Source organism: Lysobacter sp. Root494 (assembly GCF_001427225.1).
Lineage (GTDB): Bacteria > Pseudomonadota > Gammaproteobacteria > Xanthomonadales > Xanthomonadaceae > Agrilutibacter.
The window spans coordinates 1261759-1281635 of record NZ_LMFH01000005.1; the positions used below are offsets into that span (position 1 = coordinate 1261759).

Here is a 19877-nt window from a genome sequence, read left to right on the forward strand (position 1 = left end):
CCATGGCGACGTTGCTATCGCGCCTGCGACAGGTCGCCGTGGCGAATCCCCACCGGATCGCAATGGTCGATGGTGCACGCCGCACTAGCTATGACGCATTTTTCGCCCAGGCCATGGCCTGCGCCGCGGCACTGCGCGCGCGTGGCCTGCAGCCAGGTGAGCGCGTAGCGATCGTGCTGCCTAACCGGCTCGAGGCAGCCGTTACGGTCTACGGCATCTGGCTGGCCGGGGGTGTCGCGGTTCCGCTCAACGCACAGGCGCGTGTCCGTGACTTCGTGCCATGGCTGCGACACTGCGATGCGCGCATCGTGGTTCATGAGCGCGGTCCTGGCGATATCGAGGATGCACTGCGGGCCTTCGAGGGAGCCACGCAATCGCTGCCGCTCGATGACAACACCGGTTATGCGCAAGCCAGCTTCCCGCAAGGCGAGGAACCCGCGCCGGATTCGCTCGCCATGCTCCTGTACACCTCGGGTACGACGGGGGCACCAAAGGGTGTGATGCTCAGTCACGCGAACCTGCTCGCCAACGCAGAGGCGGTGATCGATTATCTGCAGCTGACGGCCGACGACAGCGTGCTCGACGTGTTGCCGTTCTACTACGCCTACGGCGCTTCGGTGCTGCACACGCACCTGCTCACCGGCGCGCGCATCGTGCTCGCGCCCAGCCTGGCGTTCCCGCACCTGGTGGCCCAGGCACTGAAGGCCGAATCCATCACCGGCTTCTGCGGCGTTCCCTCCACCTACGCGCTGCTGCTCGAACACGTGCCGTTGTCCGAACAGGCCATGCCTTCGCTGCGCTATCTCACGCAGGCCGGTGGTGCGATGCCCGCCAGGCTTGTGGGGCGCTTGCGCGACGCACTCCCGCACGTTCGCCTGTTCCTCATGTACGGCCAGACCGAAGCGACCTCGCGTCTCACCTATCTGCCGCCGGAGCTTATCGACGAACGGGTCGGTTCGGTCGGGCGCGCGTTGCGCGACGTGGAGATCCGCATCTGCCGCGACGACGGAAGCTGGGCCAACCCCGGGGAAACGGGCGAGGTCTGCGCACGCGGCCCGAACGTCATGCTGGGTTACTGGAACAATTCTGAAGCAACGGCCGCTGTTCTTCGGGATGGCTGGCTCCATACCGGCGACCTCGGCCATCTGGATGCCGAGAGTTACCTGTACCTGGACGGCCGGCGGAGCGACATGATCAAGACCGGTGCGCATCGCGTGAATCCCGCCGACGTGGAAGAGGCCATCACCGAGCTGCCGTGGGTGATCGAGACCGCGGTCGTCGGGATCGACGACGACGTGCTGGGGCAGGTCGTCAAAGCATTCGTGGTCGTGGCCCAGGAACAGCCACGCGGCGCAGACCGCATCCGCGCGCATTGCCGCGCGCGTCTTGCTCCCTACAAGGTGCCGAAGCACGTTGAGTTCATCGGCGCCCTCCCCCGCACGGCTTCCGGAAAAGTCCGGCGCGTGCAATTGACGGAAGCGGAAACCTCGTGACTGACGGAAGCGGAAATACCCAGGCCGTGTTTGGCCGAAGCGTGCTCGATCTCGACTACGAAGCCATGGCCGATCGAATCTGCGCACGCCTGCGCGAAATCACCGCGCGTCAGTTGCATCGACGCGGGCTGGTGGTGGCAATCTCCGGCGGCATCGACAGCTCCGTCAGCTGCGCGCTCGCGGTACGCGCTCTTGGGCCGGAGCGTGTGTTCACCCTGATCCTGCCCGAGCGCGATTCGTCCGACGACAGCGCCGTTCGCGCCCGCCTGCTGGCCGAACACCTGGGCGTGCTCACGGAAACGATCGACATCGCCCCGGCGCTCGAGGCGATCGGCTGCTACCGCGCGCGCGATGCCTCGGTTCGTCGCGCGCTGCCTGCCTATGGAGAGGGATGGAAATTCAAGATCGTGATCGATGGCGGTATCCAGGGGCGTTTCAACCGCTTCCGCCTGATCGCGTGCTCGCCTGCCGGCGAACTGGTGGAACGCGATCTGGCGCTGGATGACTACCTCACCATCGTCGCGGCCACTAATTTCAAGCAACGCATCCGCAAGACGCTCGAATATTTCCACGCCGACCGCCTCAACTACGCCGTGGTCGGCACGCCCAATCGCCTGGAGTACGACCAGGGCTTCTTCGTCAAGAACGGCGACGGGTCCGCGGACGTGAAACCCATCGCCCACCTGTACAAATCGCAGGTGTACGGAATGGCGCGATGGCTGGGGCTGCCCGAGCGCGTGTGCGCGGCCGAGCCGACCACCGACACCTACAGCCTTGCGCAGGGGCAGGACGAGTTCTACTTCGCCCTTCCCTTCCGCGACATGGACCTGGCGCTATGGGCACTCAACCACGGCGTGCCCGCCGGGCGGCTGGCCCAGGAACTCGACATCACGCCGGAACAGGCACAGGCCGTTTACGACGACATCGCCAACAAGCGCCGAACCACGCGCTACCTGCACGCGTCGCCGATCCTGGTGGAACCGGTAGCAGAACTGGCGCACGCATGAGTGCGGTGGCGCAGCCGCCGGTTTACGCCATCCATGATGGCGACGTGGTTCGCGACCGCGACACCGTGCTGGCGATCTGGCACGGCAACCTGGGCGAGTCGGAACGCATGCGTGCGAAGTACGACTGGTTCTATCTCGGCGCGCCCGGCGAGCCGCCGCTGCTCAGGCTGCTGCGCCATGAGCCCGATGGATCGTGGGCCGGGGCCTGCGCCGCAGGGCGGCGCCGGATGCTTCTGCATGGCAGGAACATCCAGGGCGGTGTCATGGTCGACCTTGCCGTAACGCCGGCGCACCGCACGCTGGGGCCGGCCATGATGCTGCAGCAATGCATCGTCGATGCCGGGCGCCGCGAACTGGATGTGCTTTACGGGTTCCCCAACCCCAAGGCAGCGGCCGTGTTCAAACGCATCGGCTACCGGCACTGGGGCGACATCGTTCGCTACGCGCGGGTGTTGCGGTATTCCCACTATGTGCGCCGACGCCTGCCTGCCGTGCTGGCACCCCTTGCCGCCTGGCTGCTCGATGCGGCCACGCAAACGCGCGACAGGCTGCGGCGGGCAATGCAACCGGCAACGAGGATGGCGTGGAGCGACGTGGCGGACGAGCGCATGGACGCGCTATGGGGCACCTCCGCACCGGAAGATGGGCTTACTGCCATCCGCGACACACGGCACGTGCGCTGGCGTTTCGACCAGTCGCCTGTCGCACGCACGCGTTACCTGCTGATCACACGCCCCGGTGATGACGCGCTACTGGCCTGGTTCGCCACGCAAGTCGAAGGCGATGCCTTGTTCGTACGCGACTTCTGGTCGGACGATGCAGACCGCGGCGTGGGAAGGCATTACATCGATGCGCTGGTGCACGCTGCGTACCGCGCGGGCCACGCCTCCGTATCGGTCGAAATCGCTGCGCGCCCCAGCCGCATTGACAGCTGGATATCCAGGGGCTTCTCGGCACGGGGAAAACGTCCGGTGTTCGGTCTGTGCAGCAACGATGCGGAGTCCGTCTGCGCGGAAGACCTCTATCTCACGTCCGCTGACGAGGACGAGTAATCCGGCGCTAGGCTCAGGCGGGGCTTGCGGAACAGGTACAGGGCCAGCCAATCGGGCCGGAACCGGCCTTTCGCATCGCGGATGGTCTCCGCCTCGAATCCAGTGCGGCCGAGCAACCATCCCACGGTTGGACGCACCGGATTGAGCGCGGGCACGCTGGTGAACACGAGCTCGTAGCCTGCTTCACGCGCGCGCCGGGCGATGTTGGCGTCATGCGCCCCATGCGGAAACGACATCGTTTCGCCTGCCAGGATCTCCGGCTCCAGCCGTTTGGCCAACGTGGTGCGTGCACCGGACAGTTCGTCGTCGAGATCGAGCGCGCGCGTCATCGGCGTGTGCGTCCGTCCGTGCAAGCCCAGCCCTATGCCATGGTCCAACAGGCGGCGAAGGTCATTGCTGTCGACCATGTGACGCAGCTCGTCGTCCAGGCAGCCAGCGACCCGTTCCAGCAAGTTTGCACGGACCTGAGGCTCCAGTTCTTCCACGGCCCCAATCAGCCTGCGCAACGCCGCCTCTTCCTCGTTGGCGGGCGCACCGACATCTGCACCCAGCGCGCGCAGTTCCTCGCGCAGCGTGGATACCCGCAACGTTCCGCGGCGCCATGCCGAAAAAATGCGTTCCTGGTAGAAGGGCTGGCGGGCGCCGACCGCATCGGCCACGACGAACATCAACGCCGGCAGCCCTTGCCTGTGCAGCTGTGGCAAGGCGAAATCGGCGTTGTCCGCCCAGCCGTCGTCGAAGGTGATCAGCAACGGGCGTGGGGGCAATCCCTTCAGGCCGCGGCGTGCCGCAAGCACGTCCTCCATGGCGACGACGTTGTAGTGGCGGCGGAAGAATTCCAGCGAACGGATGAAGAGATCGACCGGCAGGGTGTAGTCGGGATCGCAGCTTTTCCAGCGTGGATCGGCCGGGTCGAGCACGCGATGGAACATCACGACCGTAAGCTGGTTGCGATTGCGTATTGAGTGGTACAACCCGAGTGCACCACTGGCGTAAAGCAGCCTCTTGGCGAGATCAGCGAGCATGACGCAACCCTTCCTGGTGTCGGCGATCATACCGACGTACAACCGCAGCGCGATCCTGTCGCGCGCGCTCGAGTCGGTGCTCGCGCAAACGCGCCAGCCGGATGAAGTCATCGTGATCGACGACGGTTCCACCGACGATACCGGTGACATGTTGCGCGAGCGCTTTGCAGGGCTCTTCGGCGACAGACTGCGGTACGCGTGGCAAGCCAACGCCGGAGTGTCCTCGGCACGCAATCACGGCATGCGCCTGGCGCGTGGCGACTTCTTCGCCTTCCTCGACAGCGATGACACATGGCTGCCCGACAAGACACAGCGCCAGGCCGATTGGCTCGCGGGGCATCCCGATCACGGCATGGTCCTGTGCGATGTCGAGCGTACGGACGATGCCCTCCGCCGCATCGATGTCTTCCATCGCCGTGACGTGCTCCCCTCGGATGGGTGGGTCCTGCGATGGCTCCTGCACAACCCTGCCCTGGCGCCGGTGTCGGCGATGATGCGCCGCGAAGTGTTCGAGGATGTCGGCGGCTTCGATGAGCGCCTGCGCACGGCCGAGGACATCGAATATCACCTGCGCATCGCCGCGCGCTGGCGCATCGGCGTAGTCGACGAGGTGCTGGCCAGTGCCGTGCGAGGACATGAGGGCCTGTCGGCAACGTCGTCCACCTATGACGATTACGTCGCAGTGATGGAGCAAGCCGTGGAGCAGGCCCAGGGCGCGGTGGCCGATTCCGAGCGATTCCACGCACTGGGCGCCGCGTACGTGCGCAACGCACGGGGCATGCTCATCCGCTGGCGCTGGCGTGATGCGATGGAACTGGCCACGAAAGCCTGGCGCACGAGCTCCCATCCGGATGTCCGTCGCGGCGTAGCCGCGCTTTTTCCCTTTGCCGCGCGGCGCACGTTCAGCCGATTGCTGCGTCGTTGACCACATCGAATGACCACTCACTGCAACCTCGCGCCTCAGCGTCCGCCTCTCTGGAACAGCACGACTTCGATCGTCTGCAACAGGATCAACGTATCCAGCAGAAGCCCGTGGTTCTTGACATAGAACAGGTCGAATTTGAGCTTCTCCTCCGCATCGACTACGGAAGCTCCGTACGGATACCGCACCTGCGCCCATCCCGTCAGCCCCGGCTTGATGCTGTGCCGCACGTTGTAATAACGGACCTGTCGCGCAAGCATGTCGACGAACTGCGGCCGTTCCGGGCGGGGGCCGACGAAACTCATTTCACCACGGAGCACGTTGAAGAGCTGGGGTAATTCATCCAGCCGCGTCTTGCGGATGAAGCCTCCCACCCGCGTGCTGCGGTCGTCCTGCATGCTGGCCCAGCGTGCAACGCCATCGGCTTCGGCATCCACGCGCATGCTGCGAAACTTCACCAGTTCGAACTCCTGGCCGAGCTCCCCCACGCGCACCTGCCGGTACAGCACGGGCCCGGGGGATTCCAGCTTCACGCACAGCGCCACGAGCATCATCACCGGCCACGAAAGCAACAGCAGCGACATCGCGGCGACCACGTCGAAGAACCGCTTGCTCAGGCGCCGCGGCAGCGAATGATCGAAGCCGCCTGAAAACACCAGCCACGAAGGATCGGACACGCTCAGGCTGACCATTCCCGCCTCTCGCTCGAAGAAGGACGAAAGGTCGGTGACGCGCAGCCCGCGTTGCGCGCAGATGAGCATCTCTTCCATCGGGAGCGCGCCCCGCCGTTCGTCGAGCGCCACCACGAGCTCGGCGACGTTCAGTTCTTCGGCCAGGGAAACGATTCCATTGATCGGTTGGACCAGCATGTTGTGGTCGACCAATACTTTCTGCCCGGGCAAGGGCACGAATCCGACCAGGGTGAACCCGGCCCGATCGCTGCGGCGGCGCAAGCGGTCGTTGATGATGTCGGCGTTAACACCCGCCCCGAGCACGAGGACACGCCGCTTGAATGCATCGCCCTCGAACAGCCGCCCGGCCGTAAGCCGGGTAACGACCGCACTGACCAGCGAAAGCAGGAGCGCAATCGCCAGCACTCCTCGGCCGATATAGGCCGGGGGAAACGCGTAGTACAGCACCAGCAGTGCGCCCGAGCCGAACGCAAACGCCAGCAGGATCCGCAACACGAGGTCGGTGGTGCGCGGGCGCAGATGCCCCTGGTACAGGCCAAACATGGCCATCGAGCCAGTGAGCGCCAGCCCCACCAGCAGGGCGCGCCCGGTGGCGTTCTGCAGGAAAGCCATGTGTCCCTCGGGATCTCCCGAAAAACGCAGGTTCGCCGCACCGATTACCGCCAGCACGATGACCGCGAGATCGACGTACCACAGCACCGTCATGGGGCGCCGCAGGCGCTCGAATCGCCCCTTCACGGCCGCGTGCGCCCAAATAGCAGGCGCTCGCGTGCGAGCCCCGCCTGCAGCGGGTGGAATTGGCACGACATACAGCCCCCTGTCGATTTGCCTGAAAGCCTTGGTAGCAAGGGAAACGGCAACGTGCACCGACGGCGGCCATCGCGGCGGCAGGAACTGACTGGATTACCACGCAGCTGATCGTGCTGGCACCACCAAGAACTCAACTGTCCCCCACCTGGGGGTGTCGGCTACCAGCGTGCTGTTCTGCAATCGCCCGGCTGTCAGTAGTGCATTCGGGCCACGCTCAGTCGCGCCCGTACACGTCCTCGAAGCGGACGATGTCGTCCTCACCGAGATAGCTCCCCGACTGCACCTCGATCAGTTCCAGCGGCATGACACCGGGATTCTCGAGGCGGTGCTTCACTCCCAGCGGAATGTAGGTGCTCTGGTTTTCCGAAAGGATGATCGTTTCGTCGCCACGGGTAATGCGGCCGGTACCGCTGACGACGATCCAGTGTTCGGCGCGGTGGTGGTGCATCTGCAGGCTCAGCGCGGCGCCCGGCTTCACCGTGATGCGCTTGACCTGGAAGCGTTCGCCCATGTCGATGGAGTCATAGCTGCCCCATGGGCGGTAGACCTTGCGGTGCCAGGTCGGTTCGGGGCGTTCGCGCTTCTTCAGCTCGGCGACGATGCCTTTGACGTCCTGCACGTGGTCCTTGTGCGCGACCAGCACTGCGTCGTCGGTGTCGACGACCACGACGTTCTCCAGCCCGAGCAGCGCAACCAGCCGGCCGTTACCCCACGCCAGGGTGTCGCGGCAGTCCTGCGCAATGACGTCGCCGTGATGCGCGTTGCCGTTGCCGTCCTGCTCGGCGACTTCCCACAAGGCCGACCAGCTGCCGACATCGTTCCAGCCGACCGAGATCGGCAGCACCGCGGCGTGCGCCGTCTTTTCCATCACCGCGTAGTCGATCGAATCCGACGGGGACGCTGCGAACGCGTCCTTGTCCAGGCGGATGAAGTCGGCATCGCGCTTCGCCTTCGCCAGTGCTTCGTCGCATGCCGCCAGCATTTCGGGACGGTGCCGTTCGAGTTCGGCGAGATACACCGACGCGCGGAACAGGAACATGCCGCTGTTCCAGAAATAGTCGCCGCTGGCGACATAACGCGATGCGGTTTCGGCGTCCGGCTTCTCGACAAACTGCGCGACCGGGCGAACACCGTCGCCTGCCTGCGCGCGGATGTAACCGTAGCCCGTCTCGGGAGACGAAGGCACGATCCCGAAGGTAACCAGCTGGCCGGACTGCGCAGCGCTCGTGGCGGCGCGCACTGCATGGCGGAAGCCTTCGGCATCGGCGATCACGTGGTCGGATGGCAGCACGAGCAGCAGCGGGTCGCTGCCGCCGCGCCGAGCCTCCAGTGCGGCAATCGCGATCGCCGGTGCGGTGTTGCGCCCCACGGGTTCGAGCAGGATGCCCGCCGGCGTGCAGTCCGCTTCACGCAACTGCTCGGCGACCATGAAGCGGTGTTCCTCATTGGCCACCACCAGCGGTGCCGACGTCGCCAACGGCGCGATGCGATCCCAGGTCGCCTGCAGCAGGGAGTGCTCGCCGAGAAGGCTGAGGAACTGCTTGGGGAAGGCTTCGCGCGAGAGCGGCCACAGGCGGGTGCCTGAACCGCCCGAAAGGATGACTGGGATCATGCGGGGCTCAAGGTGACGGGAGACGGCGAGCGGCGGAACCAAGCCACATGGCCGCCTTTGATTGTGAAGTACCCGGTCCGGAATCTCATAGCGCCCGCCCCAGACGTCCGGAAGGGCGGCCACGCGCGTGCCTCCGGGCGGAAAGTGAACCATTCATCTTTGTAATGACGGTTTTTTGTCACTCGCCTTTGCGCAATTTGTCGCCCCATGACGCATTTTGCTAATTGTGACGGTGCGCGCACTTAGGTACATTGCGCCCGCCCATTGCAACGGGCCGGCCTTTTTGCCGAACACCCAACAAATACAGCCCGAATGGGCGACAGGGGAAAACCATGAAGCTGGTCCGCAACACGATTGCTGTTGCCGCGCTTGCGTTTGCAAGTTCCGCGGCGTTCGCCGGTCCGAGTCCGCAGACGCGTGATTTCGAGGTCTCGATCACGCTGGAAAACGACTGCGAAATCACCTTCAACAACATCAACCACGGCACCGTGACCACGCTGGCGAGCAATAACGATGCGGCCAGCGCCGGCGACAACATCACCTGCAGCTTTGCCGACACCTACAGCATCGCGCTGAATGTCGGCACCGGCGGTGGCACGTACGGCACGCGCACCTTGGCCAATGGCGTCAATACGCTGAACTTCAACGTGTACAGCGATGCTGCTCATACCACTGTGTGGGGTGACGGCTCTGCCGGCGCGCCCGCCCTGGTCGGAACGTCCACGGGTGGTGGCACTCCCAATGCGCTTACGGTCTATTCGCGCGTGCTCGGTGGACAGACCGGCAAGCCCGAAGGCACCTACAGCTCGACGATCACGGCAACGGCCACGTTCTAATGAACGTACGCCGGTTCGCTTCCGCGGCCCTGCTGGCCGCGGTGGCACCGGTTGCGATGGCAGGCGGACACCTTCAGGTCGGCTCGACCCGCGTCGAGCTGTCCGCGGGTGCGCGTGCCACGCGGCTGGTGCTGCGCAACAGTGGGGATGCTCCCGTTGGTGCCCAGGTGCGCGTGTATGGCTGGTCGCAACCGGAGGGCGAAGATCGCCTGGATGAGACCCATGACATGGTGCTCAGTCCGCCGATCGTGCGCGTCGCGCCCGGTGAGGAACAGGTCGTGCGCATCGTGCGGCAGGGACCAGCGCCGACCGGTCGTGATGCCACCTACCGCGTAGTGGCAGAAGAGGTACCGCTCACTCCACAGGATGCGAGCGTGGCGGTGGGTTTCCGCATGCGCTTCGTACTGCCGTTGTTCGATCGCTCTGCCGATGCCGCGCCTGCGCAGCTGAGCTGCCGCCTGGGCACAGACACGCTGACCTGCCTCAACGCAGGCGGACGTGCATGCAAGCTCGGCGCGACCCGTCTCGTCGACGCGGCAGGCCACGCGGTGGAACTCACCAGTGGCCTGTTCGGTTACGTGCTGCCCCGCTCGACCCGGCGCTGGACGCTCTCCGCCGATCGCCTCGCGACCCTCGGCAACGGACTGCGCCTCAGAACGAAGATCGACAATGCTTCCGATCTCGAAGTCGCGGTCGAGCGCTCAGCGCCGTAGGCGACTGACGCTCGGCGTGTGGCTGGCGATCGCGTCGGCCCCGGGCTGGTGCGCCGTTGCCGACAGCGCAGGCGCCGATGCCGAGAGCGAGCACGGTGGCTCGGGCGTCTCGCTCGCAGCGCTCGATTTGTCCGCGTTCGGTGCGAGCGCGCACGATTTCGAAATGGCCGAGGCGGCCGATCCGGACGGAGGCACGCCGCTCTATCTCGATGTCTATTTCGACGAACGTCCCGCCGGGCGCCTCGTGGAATTGCGCCGGCGTGGCGGACGCCTCTACATCACGCCACAGGGCCTCACCGCACTGGACGTGGTCCCGCCGCAGCCCTTGCAGCCGGGTGCGGACGGATGGGTACCGCTCGACTCGATACCCGGCCTGCAGCACCGTTACGACGCCGCCGAGCAACGACTCGTGCTCAGCGTGCCGCCGGCACTTCGCCCCAGCCAGAACCTGGGCTACCGGATTCCGGATCCGGTGACCGTTACGCGCGATACCGGCGCACTGCTGGGCTGGGAAGCCTATGGCCGCCATGTCGAAGACTCGGACCTGCTATCGGTTGCAAGCCGCTGGCGGTGGTTCGGGCGTCTCGGTGCTCTGGAAGTCAGCGGCGTGAGTCGCGGTGGCGACGACGACACCGCATGGGAACGCCTGGACACGCACTGGAGCTACAGCGATTCCAATCGCATGACGACCAGCACCGTGGGTGACCTGACCAGTGGCGGTCTGGCGTGGACGCGTCCGGTGCGGTTGGGCGGCGTGCAGTACCGCCGCAACTTCGGCACCCGTCCCGATCTGGTCACTTACCCCGTGCCGCGTTTTTCCGGACAGGCCACGGTGCCGTCCGCGGTCGAGTTGCTGGTCGACAACGTTCGCCAGTTCGGAACCGAAGTGAACGACGGGCCGTTCGTGATCGAACAGTTTCCCCGCATCAGTGGCGCCGGCGACGTCACCGTCGTACTCACCGATGCGCTCGGCCGCGTAACTCAGACCACGGTTCCACTGTACGTGGACTACCAGCGCCTCGCCCCCGGCCTGACTGATTTCAGTTTCGAAGCCGGCCGCCTGCGCGAAGGCTACGGCGGTGGCAGCGATCGCTACGGCAACGACTGGCTTGGCAGTGCGAGTGCGCGCCGCGGGATCACCGACAGCCTCACGCTGGAAGGCCATGTCGAAGGCGGTGCGGGATTGGCGCTTACCGGCCTCGGTGCCGTGTGGTCACCGGCGGCGCGCTACGGCGTGTTCAACCTTGCGTATGCCGTAGGTAGCGGAGACAGCGATGGTTCCCTGCGTCGCGCGGGCTATCAGTGGAACAACCGCAGCGTGGGCATCGACCTGCAGAGCGAGCGGCGCAGCCAGGAGCTGCGCGACCTGGGCGACGCGCTGGATCCGGGTGGACCGGCTTCCGCGCCCCGCGCACTGGATCGCGTCTCCGGCTGGACGCAGTTCAGCCGTGGCAGCCTTGGCTACACATGGCTGCGTTCGCGCAGCAGCACCGGTCGCGACGACCGGCTGCACAGCGTGTCCTGGTCCCAGAGTTATCGTCAGTTCTCGCTGTCGGCTTCGGCGTTCGACAGCGCGACGACCGGCTATGGCCTGAGCCTCACGATGTCGGTTCCCCTGGGTGCGGACCGCAGCCTGAGCACCTACGCAAACCATTCCGAAGGCGGCGACACCGACTTCATCGCCGACCTTCGCCGCGACGCGCCGTATGCCGGCGGCTGGGGCTGGGATCTGCAGGGTGGCCGTCGTGGTGGTGGCGAATTCGGCCAGGCTTCGTTGAGCCTGCGCGGATCCCTGGGCGAGGGCCTCATCGGCATGGATCACGCGAATGGCCGTACCGGCATATTCGGGCAGGCGGGCGGCACCCTGGTCTGGATGGGCGAGCATGCGTTCGCCACGCGGCGCGTAGGCGATGCGATGGTCCTCGTCGATGCCAATGGGACGCCGGGCGTGCCCGTGCTGGTGGAGAACCGCGTGTTCGGCGTGACCGACAGGAATGGCTTCCTGCTCCTCCCCGAAGCGCGCGGCTGGCAGCGCAACCGCATCGCCATCGATCCCGATGTGCTCGGCTACGAATATCTAATAACCGATGTCGAACAATTCGCCACCCCTGCGGACGAGGGTGCGGTGCGCCTTCGCTTCGACATCCACCGACTGCATCCGGCCACGGTGACCCTGCTCGATCGCGACGGCAAACCGCTGCCCGCAGGTACTCCCGCATGGCTCGGCAAGCAGGAAATCCTTGTCGCATACGATGGCCAGGCGTGGGTGCCAGACCTGCCGGCAGGTGCTTCCATCGAGGCCGAGTTGCCGGGTTACCGCTGCCGCTTCACACCACGACTGCCACAGTCCGCGAGGGACCAGATGCAGGAAAGCCCGTTGTCCTGCGAAGTGATCGGATGGGTGAGCCGATGAGGATGTCGCGTCTGATTTTTCCGTTGCTGGTGGTCGTCGTCCTGCTCGCATGGTCCGCAACGGCCAGCGCGCAGACATGCACGGTCGCTTCCAGCTCCGGAATCAGTTTTGGCGGCAACCTCTCGGCGACTCCCACCGGACAGATCGATGTCGGCGGCAGCATCGTCCTGACGTGCATCGGCGGTGGCAACGGGCAACCACGGCGTGTCTGTCTGTCGCTGGGGACGGATGCCCCGGTGCCCAACCCCCGCCGGCTGGTTTCGGGTGCAAACACCCTCAACTTCCAGCTCTATGACAGTAGCGGCGGAGCGGTCATCGCGACTTCCACCAGCGAATCCACGGGCATGGTCATGGAGCGTGCCTTCACCTCAGGATCCCCGAGCGGCACGCCGGTGAACGTCAGCTTCCCCATCTCCGGGCGCCTGTTCGCGGGGCAGACAGCCGCATCGGGCAATTACAGTCTTGCACTCGCCATCGCCACCGACGCCGGCAATTTCACCGCGGGCAGCTGCGCGCCCGCAGGCTTGATTCCCCAGGGGTCGAGCTTTCCAGTCAACGCCGGCGTAGGCGCCGATTGCACGCTCGACATTCCCAACGTCAGTTTCGGTACCGTCACCCGGCTCACAAGCCCGATCAACGCGATTACCAATGCGACGGTGACCTGCACCAGCGGCGCGCCGTGGACGCTCGCAATGAACGCAGGATCGACACCGGGAAATACCTATGCATCGCGTCGCATGGGCCTGGGCGGAGGCGGTCCCGGCACGGTCCAATACCAGATCTACCGCGATCCGGGTCCGGCCAACGTGTGGGGCAACGGAACGATGGGCACCGTCACGCGCACGGGCACCGGAGCCGGCACGCCACAAAGCATTCCGATCTATCTCCAGGTGCCGACGCAAGGCCCGCAGGCCGAGGGCACTTACAGCGACACGGTCACCGCTACCCTGACGTTCTGAGAGCCGCATTTCTGTCCAGCCGGATACGCGGCAGCCCGAACTGCAGCTGGATTGAATCACGCACAGCGAGCTGCCCGACGCACCTGAATCCGTGCCATGCGGGCTTTGAAAACAAACGCCTTCTCTATATACTGCGCGGCCCAGCGGCGCCCTGCGCACGCATCGGGCGGTTAGCTCAGCGGTAGAGCATTGCCTTCACACGGCAAGGGTCGCAGGTTCGAACCCTGCACCGCCCACCACTCCTTCATGGTGTTGCAAAAAGCCGGCCCAGTGCCGGTTTTTTCGTTTTCCATCGTCGTCCCTGCATCGTCCCTGCATCGTCCCTGCATCGTCCCTGCATCGTCCCTGCATCGTCCCTGCATCGTCCCTGCATCGTCCCTGCATCGTCCCTGCATCGTCCCTGCATCGTCCCTGCATCGTCCCTGCCGGGCTTGTGGCCAATGAAGCCAACCCGCGTCCGTTACTTGCCTATCCGATCGTAAACACCGTTGAATGGCGCCTGGCATCCATCAAATCGAACGGCATCGCTGCTCCCCGACACGATAGGGAATCGCGAATGCCAGGCGAGACCGGCTATGGCGACAGGACCAATGGTTAATTGCAGCGCGAATGTTCGTAGCCGGTCATCGGAGTGCGGACTCGGGGACCTGTTGCCGCCGCTTCGCGCACGCCGGATCCCGCCGCGTCCATGAGCACGCGGTACGACCAGCACGGCAGCATTCCCGTCGATCCGACCACGTCGCTTTACCGTCTGGGCGCCGGCGGACCGAGCCTCTCCGCTGGGCTCGCGGCAGCGGGTGCGACGGGACGGCGCGTCGCGCTGTTGCATATCGACATCGACCGCTTCGGTGCGATCAACGACAGCATGGGCCATGCCGTTGGCGACCAGGTGCTTGCAGCGATCGCGCAACGGCTCGACAAGGCCATGCCGGCCGAAGGCTGGTTATGGCGGCTCGGAAGCGACGAGTTCGTGGCGGGAATCGGTTATCGCCGCGACGAACCCGATGGCATGGCACTGGCCGAGCGACTGCACGATGCTTTCGATTCCCCCCTGTCGGTCCCGCCGTACGTGTTGCAGGTGAGTCTGGCGATCGGCATCGCCGTGTATCCCGACGACGCGCAGGATGCAGCCGGCCTGCTCGCGCAGGCCGACGAGGCTGTGCGCCTGGCCAAGCGCGAGAGCAACAACGGCATCGGTCTGTCCGTGTTGCCCAACGGCTCGCCGCAGAATCACGAAAACCTGTCGCGCACCGTGGTCGATGCCCTGGCGAACGATGAGTTCAAGCTGTTCTATCAGCCGACGGTCAACGCGCAGGACGGCAGCATCGACGCAGTAAGCGTGCTGCTGCGCTGGCAGACGTCCGATCACGGACTGTTGCGACCCGGCAATTTCCTCGACGTGATCGACCGCAGCGGGCTGTCCGCGCGCGTCGGCTACTGGGTGGTGAACCGCGCCATTTCGCAACTCGCGAAATGGCGCGCGGAAGGCCTGGATTACCTCAACATCTCCGTGCACCTGGCCAACCCGATGCTGATCCGCCCGGATTGCACGGACCTGATCGGGCAGATGTTGCACAAGCACCAGATTCCGGCCCGCGCGTTGGAGTTCGAAGTCTCCGAAAGCGTGCTTGCCCTGGATGCCCGCAACGTTGCAGGCACCCTGGCCGGCCTGCGTGCGCTCGGCGCGACGATGACGGTGCAGGACTTCGGCATGGGTGGGCTCGGGCTCGCTGCCCTGGCTCAATACCCGCTGGATCGCCTCAAGATCGACCGCAGCCTGATCCACAACATCGCCAGCGATCCGCGGGCGGCGGCGATCGTGCGCGGGATCATCGCGCTGGGTCACCGGCTTGGAATGAAGGTCACGGCGAAGGGCGTGGAGACCGAAGCCGAAGTCAACTTCCTCCGCCGCAACCACTGCGATTTCTTCCTCGGGCATCTCTTCAGTCCGCCTCGCCCGGCCGGGGACATGGGCGAACTGATCCGCCGCCGCTTCCTGTTGCCGGAAGCATTCGCGGCCACGCGTCCGGAACGCACGCTGCTGCTGCTCGACGACGAGAACAACGTGCTGCGCTCGCTCGTGCGCCTGTTCCGCCGCGACGGTTATCGCCTGCTGACGGCGAGCAGCGTCCGTGAAGCCTTCGACCTTCTCGCGAACAATCCCGTCCAGGTGATCCTGTCCGACCAGCGCATGCCCGACATGAACGGCACCGAGTTCCTGGAGCGTGTCCGCGATCTTTATCCGGACACGATGCGCATGGTCCTGTCCGGTTACACGGACCTGGCGACGATCACCGATGCGATCAATCGCGGCGCGATCTACCGCTTCCTGACCAAGCCGTGGAACGACGACGAACTGCGCGAGCACATCCGCGATGCGTTCCGCGCGCATGAACGCGTGGGAACTTACGAAGAGAGCTTCTGAGGGCGCATCGCCCGCCGGTTCCAACGCCGTGGCAACGGGCGATGAGCGTCCGCGCTATCCGCCTTCAGGCTGGACGACCGGCAGCACCAGCCGGAATACGCTGCCGCTGCCGCGCGCGCTGCTGACTTCGATCCGGCCGTGGTGCTTGGCAACGATGTTGTAGGCGACCGCCAATCCCAGGCCGGTGCCGCGGCCGATCGGCTTGGTGGTGAAGAACGGCTCGAAGATGCGCGGCAAGGCTTCGGGGGCGATGCCGCAGCCGGTGTCCGCGATGCTGATCCATGCTTCGCCATTCTCCGCACCGGTAGCGATGACGATGCTGCCGCGTTTCTCGATCGCCTGGCCCGCGTTGATGAGCAGCGTCATCAGCACCTGGTTGATTTCCGATGCGTGGCATTCCACCAGCGGCATCTCGCCGTAGTGCTTCTCCAGGTGAACCTTGTACTTGAGCTCGTTCCAGACGATGTTGATCGTCGATTCGAGCCCCTTGTGCAGGTCCGCCGGGCGCATCGGTTCGCTGCTGCTTCGCGAGAAATCCTTCAGGTCCTGCACGATCTTGGTGACTCGCTCGATGCCTTCGCGCGATTCCTCGAGCAGCTTGGGCAGGTCGCCGGCGATGAAGTCGATATCGAGCCTGTCGCGCCTGGCCTGCACTTCGTGGCGGCGCGCGACCGGATCGTCCGACTGGAGGACCGAGTCGTAGCACTCGACCAATGCGAACAGCGCGCCGACGTATTCCTGCAGCGTGCCCAGGTTCGAATGCACGTAACCGATCGGATTGTTGATCTCGTGCGCGACGCCGGCGGCGAGCTGGCCGATCGACGCCATCTTTTCCGATTGCAGCAGCTGTTCGTGCGAGCCCCCCAGGCGCCGGAAGGTATGAGCGAACCGGTCGTGCGGCGCATCGGTTGCGTGCGCGTCTGCGCTGCCTGCAGCACCCACTTCGCCAATGGTCAGAAGGCTGCGCGTCGCCTCGCCCTGTTTGCCCGTGTAGAGGCGCACGCCCAGCGTCGTGCCCTGGACATCGAGTTCGCCGGTCCAGCGGCCTGTCGCCCTCGCCTCCGCCCATTCGTCCTGCGACACCAGGCCCAACAGGAATTCGGGACCGGCGCCGGGACGGAGCCGCGCGGCCAGCGCATGGCTGGACGGATTGGCATGGAGGATCAGGCCGTGCGCATCGACCAGCATTGCCGCACTGCCCACGGTATCGACGACCCAGCGCATGTCGTCGCTGCGGCTGACGGACGACGGATTCGATTCGTGTTCGCTCATCCCACCCCGAGGCAGCGCGCCGTAGGGCTGGCGCCCGGCTGCCCGGTGGCATCGTACACGCCGGTGGATTCCACGCGGCCGAGATGGCGCAACGCCCAGCTCACTTCACGGCGGCGACGCGCCAGCAGGATGCCGTTGGCCTGGTTGAAATCGCGCAACGCGTGCAGGCGGTCCACATTGCCCGCATCCGGTGGAAGGCTTTCGGCCTCGCGCAGCGCGGTGAGCTTGGCCGCGGTCGAGCTGAGCAGCGCTTCGGCGTCGTGTTCGAGCAGCGCGCGCCGTTCCGCGTTGAGCGCGAGTTCCAGCGCTTCGAGCGGATGCGGGGCGGTGGTCGGATCCACGACAGGGGACATGGTCGGTGCGTGTGGCTCTGCAGCTTCTACTTCGTCAGCGCACGGTCGAGATCGAGCATGCGGTCGGCGACCTTTGCCGCATCGACGCGATAGCTGCCGTCGGCAATGGCCGCGCGCAGCGCATTGACGCGGGCGACGTCGATGCCGGCCGGGGCGGAACCCAGCTGGCGTTCGAGGGCTTGCAGGCTTTCGGCTTCACCAGTGAAGCGCACGCTTTCGGTCGTGCTGGCGGCGGACACCGGCTGGCCGCGTTCCGCGCCGGCACGGGCAGCCGACGAGGCCACGGGCTCGGATGGCCGTGCAAGCGGCTGCGATCCTTCGATCTTGTGGGTCATGACGCACTCCTGATGACTCGGTCGAGCACTGTAACGGCACCGCTCCGCCGAACTTGAGCCTGCCCTGGCGATGGATTGAAGCGGCAGGTCACGGCAGGACCTCCACGGTCCCGTCCGCGCCCAGCTGGCCGCGGAGAATACGGCGGGACACGGTGTTTTCCACCGTGATCCGACCGCCAGGCTGGGCCGGGCCCAGCGCGCGCCCCTGCATCCGGACCTCCACGCCACCGGACCGTGCCAGCAGTACCACCGGATCGCCACGTCGCAGTGTCGCGCCCACGGCAAAATCCGCTTCGGTGGGAACGGTACCGGCTGCGAGCAGGCGGCGGGGCACGCGACCGGCCAGCGCGGCCGGATCGCTGAAAGCCGTGCCCGTCAACGTGGCCATGTCGCGGCGCTGGACGATGAGTTGCTGCGCAGCGATCGGCATGCCTGGCGAGGCAGGCGCGGCGAGGACAACGACGTCGGCTTCGCGATGCGCCTGCACCGGCACGTACACACGCCAACCCGGTGCATCGGGACAGCGCACGAGTGCCGTGCGTGGACCCGACGCGGCGGCCTGTAGCGGCTGCGCGCAGCGCGGAAGCCGCAAAGCCGCGTCGAGCGTGGCGTCGGCGTCGGCGGGAGCGCCTACCGCCGCGATCGCCGCAGCCCGTATAGCGTCCGGCGGATGCGATGCGCCCCGGTCCGCCGCGTCCGCAACGGCGACGCCGCCGCACGCGAACAGGACGGACAGCAGTGACGCGGGCAGGCGGGGGCGGAACGAGAACATGCCGGCACGTTGCAAGGCGCGTGCCCGGCGCATCGCGGAGCGCCAGGCTCAAGGAATGGGCTTTGCAGCCGACAAACCGCCCATGAGCCAGGACCTGCTAGACCGCATCGACCAACGCACCCGGCTGGCCGGACACAACCGGCTGGCGTTGCTGTTGTTCCGGCTCGCTTCGCGTCAGCTTTTTGGCGTGAACGTCTTCAAGGTGCAGGAAGTGCTGCCGCGGCCCGCCCTGTTCACCCTGCCCTCGCTGCCGGCGGCGTTCGTGGGTGCCGCCGACGTGCGCGGACGCAGCGTGCCGGTGCTCGACCTCGCGCGGGCGATCGGTCATGCGAGTGACGCCGAATTCGAACCGAAGTACCTGGTCGTCACCGAATTCAACCGCTCGGTGCAGGGCTTCCTCGTGGGCGGCGTCGACCGCATCGTCAACATCGCGGTGGAACAGATCCAGCCGCCGCCGGAACTGGGCGGCGACAGCCATTACCTCACCGGCATTACCCGCCACCAGGGCGAGCTGATCCAGCTGATCGACGTGGAAAGCGTGCTGGCCGAGTCCGCCCCGCGCAGCAGCGACGGCGGCGCGATCTCGATCCTGCCCATGACGGCGGGTCCGCGCGAAGTGCTGGTCGTCGACGACTCGCGCGTCGCGCGCAACCAGATCCGCGCCGTGCTGCACCAGCTCGGGCTGGAAGCGACGCTGCTGTCCGATGGCCGTCAGGCACTCGATCACCTGCAGTTGATGGCCCGCTCGGGGCAGCCGCCGCACGAACGCTATGCCATGGTCATCTCCGACATCGAAATGCCGGCGATGGACGGTTACACCCTGACGACGGAAATCCGTCACGACCCGGCGCTGCGCGGACTCTTCGTGCTGTTGCATACCTCGCTGTCGGGCGTGTTCAACCAGGCGATGGTGGAACGCGTCGGCGCGGACGACTTCGTGCCGAAGTACTCGGAGCGGGATCTGGCGGACCGGATCGCAGCGCGGATTCGGGCGTTTTGATGCTCGTCATCCCTGCGAAGCGCTCTTTCACAACCTAAGGCTGGTCAAGCAGGGATCCAGTGCCTTGCTTCTGATTCTCGAGCGCGAAAGGCGCTGGATGAACGGACATGCGTCCGTGGAAAAGACGCCTGCTTGACCAGCCTTCGGCTGCGAAAGAGCGCTTCGCAGGAATGACGGACAGGACCG

General features: G+C 65.9%; 17 protein-coding genes and 1 tRNA gene. 11 read left to right on the top strand and 7 right to left on the bottom strand.

All coding sequences use genetic code 11. The features are described 5' to 3' along the window. The first annotated feature begins 2 nt into the window (after nucleotides 1-2). Genes ASD14_RS08905 through ASD14_RS08915 form a run of 3 tightly spaced genes read left to right on the top strand, consistent with a single transcriptional unit; the run spans nucleotide 3 to nucleotide 3552 of the window. Entirely contained in the window at nucleotides 3-1493 is a 1491-nt protein-coding gene (locus ASD14_RS08905; protein WP_056131845.1) for a class I adenylate-forming enzyme family protein, read from the top strand. After that, on the top strand, nucleotides 1490-2500 hold the full coding sequence (gene nadE, locus ASD14_RS08910; protein ID WP_235565347.1) for an NAD(+) synthase: 1011 nt from the start codon (nucleotides 1490-1492) through the stop codon (nucleotides 2498-2500). The genes ASD14_RS08905 and nadE overlap by 4 nt, the downstream gene beginning before the upstream one ends. After that, complete coding sequence (locus ASD14_RS08915) at nucleotides 2497-3552, top strand: hypothetical protein (protein ID WP_056131848.1); 1056 nt, start codon at nucleotides 2497-2499, stop codon at nucleotides 3550-3552. The genes nadE and ASD14_RS08915 overlap by 4 nt, the downstream gene beginning before the upstream one ends. On the opposite strand, the gene ASD14_RS08920 is transcribed toward ASD14_RS08915, so the two are convergent. Continuing rightward, complete coding sequence (locus tag ASD14_RS08920) at nucleotides 3522-4577, bottom strand: polysaccharide deacetylase family protein (RefSeq protein ID WP_056131849.1); 1056 nt, start codon at nucleotides 4575-4577, stop codon at nucleotides 3522-3524. The two genes, ASD14_RS08915 and ASD14_RS08920, sit on opposite strands and share 31 nt — an antisense overlap. On the opposite strand from ASD14_RS08920, the gene ASD14_RS08925 reads away from it, so the two are divergent. Beyond that, nucleotides 4576-5502: a glycosyltransferase family A protein gene (locus tag ASD14_RS08925; RefSeq protein ID WP_056131853.1), complete on the top strand. Its 927-nt coding sequence runs from the start codon at nucleotides 4576-4578 to the stop codon at nucleotides 5500-5502. The genes ASD14_RS08920 and ASD14_RS08925 overlap by 2 nt on opposite strands. 35 nt (nucleotides 5503-5537) lie before the next feature. Here ASD14_RS08925 and ASD14_RS08930 read toward each other — a convergent pair whose 3' ends face one another. Both ASD14_RS08930 and ASD14_RS08935 read right to left on the bottom strand, forming a co-directional pair. Then, nucleotides 5538-6929: a TIGR03013 family XrtA/PEP-CTERM system glycosyltransferase gene (locus ASD14_RS08930; protein ID WP_235565348.1), complete on the bottom strand. Its 1392-nt coding sequence runs from the start codon at nucleotides 6927-6929 to the stop codon at nucleotides 5538-5540. A gap of 286 nt (nucleotides 6930-7215) precedes the next feature. Then, nucleotides 7216-8613: a mannose-1-phosphate guanylyltransferase/mannose-6-phosphate isomerase gene (locus ASD14_RS08935; RefSeq protein ID WP_056131859.1), complete on the bottom strand. Its 1398-nt coding sequence runs from the start codon at nucleotides 8611-8613 to the stop codon at nucleotides 7216-7218. 332 nt (nucleotides 8614-8945) lie between these two features. Between ASD14_RS08935 and ASD14_RS08940 the strand changes: the two genes are divergently transcribed. The 6 genes from ASD14_RS08940 to ASD14_RS08965 all read left to right on the top strand — a co-directional run bounded on the left by ASD14_RS08940 (nucleotide 8946) and on the right by ASD14_RS08965 (nucleotide 15959). Further along, a complete protein-coding gene (locus ASD14_RS08940) occupies nucleotides 8946-9449 on the top strand; it encodes a spore coat U domain-containing protein (RefSeq protein WP_056131861.1) in 504 nt (167 codons plus the stop codon). After that, the gene (locus ASD14_RS08945) at nucleotides 9449-10162 is read left to right on the top strand and encodes a molecular chaperone (RefSeq protein WP_056131865.1); all 714 of its coding nucleotides are present in this window, start codon (nucleotides 9449-9451) and stop codon (nucleotides 10160-10162) included. Before ASD14_RS08940 ends, ASD14_RS08945 begins: the two co-directional genes overlap by 1 nt. Continuing rightward, nucleotides 10119-12575, top strand: a complete 2457-nt coding sequence (locus ASD14_RS08950; RefSeq protein WP_056131868.1) for a fimbria/pilus outer membrane usher protein — start codon at nucleotides 10119-10121, stop codon at nucleotides 12573-12575. Before ASD14_RS08945 ends, ASD14_RS08950 begins: the two co-directional genes overlap by 44 nt. Nucleotides 12576-12577: 2 nt before the next feature. Continuing rightward, entirely contained in the window at nucleotides 12578-13534 is a 957-nt protein-coding gene (locus ASD14_RS08955; RefSeq protein ID WP_056131870.1) for a spore coat protein U domain-containing protein, read from the top strand. A 164-nt stretch (nucleotides 13535-13698) separates the two neighbouring features. Continuing rightward, nucleotides 13699-13773: transfer RNA gene (locus ASD14_RS08960), tRNA-Val, on the top strand. A gap of 449 nt (nucleotides 13774-14222) precedes the next feature. After that, a complete protein-coding gene (locus ASD14_RS08965) occupies nucleotides 14223-15959 on the top strand; it encodes an EAL domain-containing protein (protein WP_056131872.1) in 1737 nt (578 codons plus the stop codon). A gap of 54 nt (nucleotides 15960-16013) precedes the next feature. Here the strand turns inward: ASD14_RS08965 and ASD14_RS08970 are convergent, their stop codons facing one another. The 4 genes from ASD14_RS08970 to flgA form a co-directional block, all read right to left on the bottom strand. Continuing rightward, nucleotides 16014-17231 (bottom strand): ATP-binding protein, encoded by a 1218-nt coding sequence (locus ASD14_RS08970; protein ID WP_056131875.1) that lies wholly within the window; start codon nucleotides 17229-17231, stop codon nucleotides 16014-16016. Then, nucleotides 17228-17584, bottom strand: a complete 357-nt coding sequence (locus ASD14_RS08975; protein ID WP_056131879.1) for a flagellar protein FlgN — start codon at nucleotides 17582-17584, stop codon at nucleotides 17228-17230. The genes ASD14_RS08970 and ASD14_RS08975 overlap by 4 nt, the downstream gene beginning before the upstream one ends. 26 nt (nucleotides 17585-17610) lie before the next feature. Further along, a complete protein-coding gene (gene flgM / locus ASD14_RS08980) occupies nucleotides 17611-17919 on the bottom strand; it encodes a flagellar biosynthesis anti-sigma factor FlgM (protein ID WP_056131881.1) in 309 nt (102 codons plus the stop codon). Nucleotides 17920-18007: 88 nt separating this feature from the next. Continuing rightward, nucleotides 18008-18691, bottom strand: a complete 684-nt coding sequence (gene flgA / locus ASD14_RS08985) for a flagellar basal body P-ring formation chaperone FlgA (RefSeq protein WP_082538876.1) — start codon at nucleotides 18689-18691, stop codon at nucleotides 18008-18010. 82 nt (nucleotides 18692-18773) lie between these two features. Between flgA and ASD14_RS08990 the strand changes: the two genes are divergently transcribed. Further along, the gene (locus ASD14_RS08990; protein ID WP_056132416.1) at nucleotides 18774-19691 is read left to right on the top strand and encodes a chemotaxis protein; all 918 of its coding nucleotides are present in this window, start codon (nucleotides 18774-18776) and stop codon (nucleotides 19689-19691) included. Nucleotides 19692-19877: the final 186 nt, after the last annotated feature.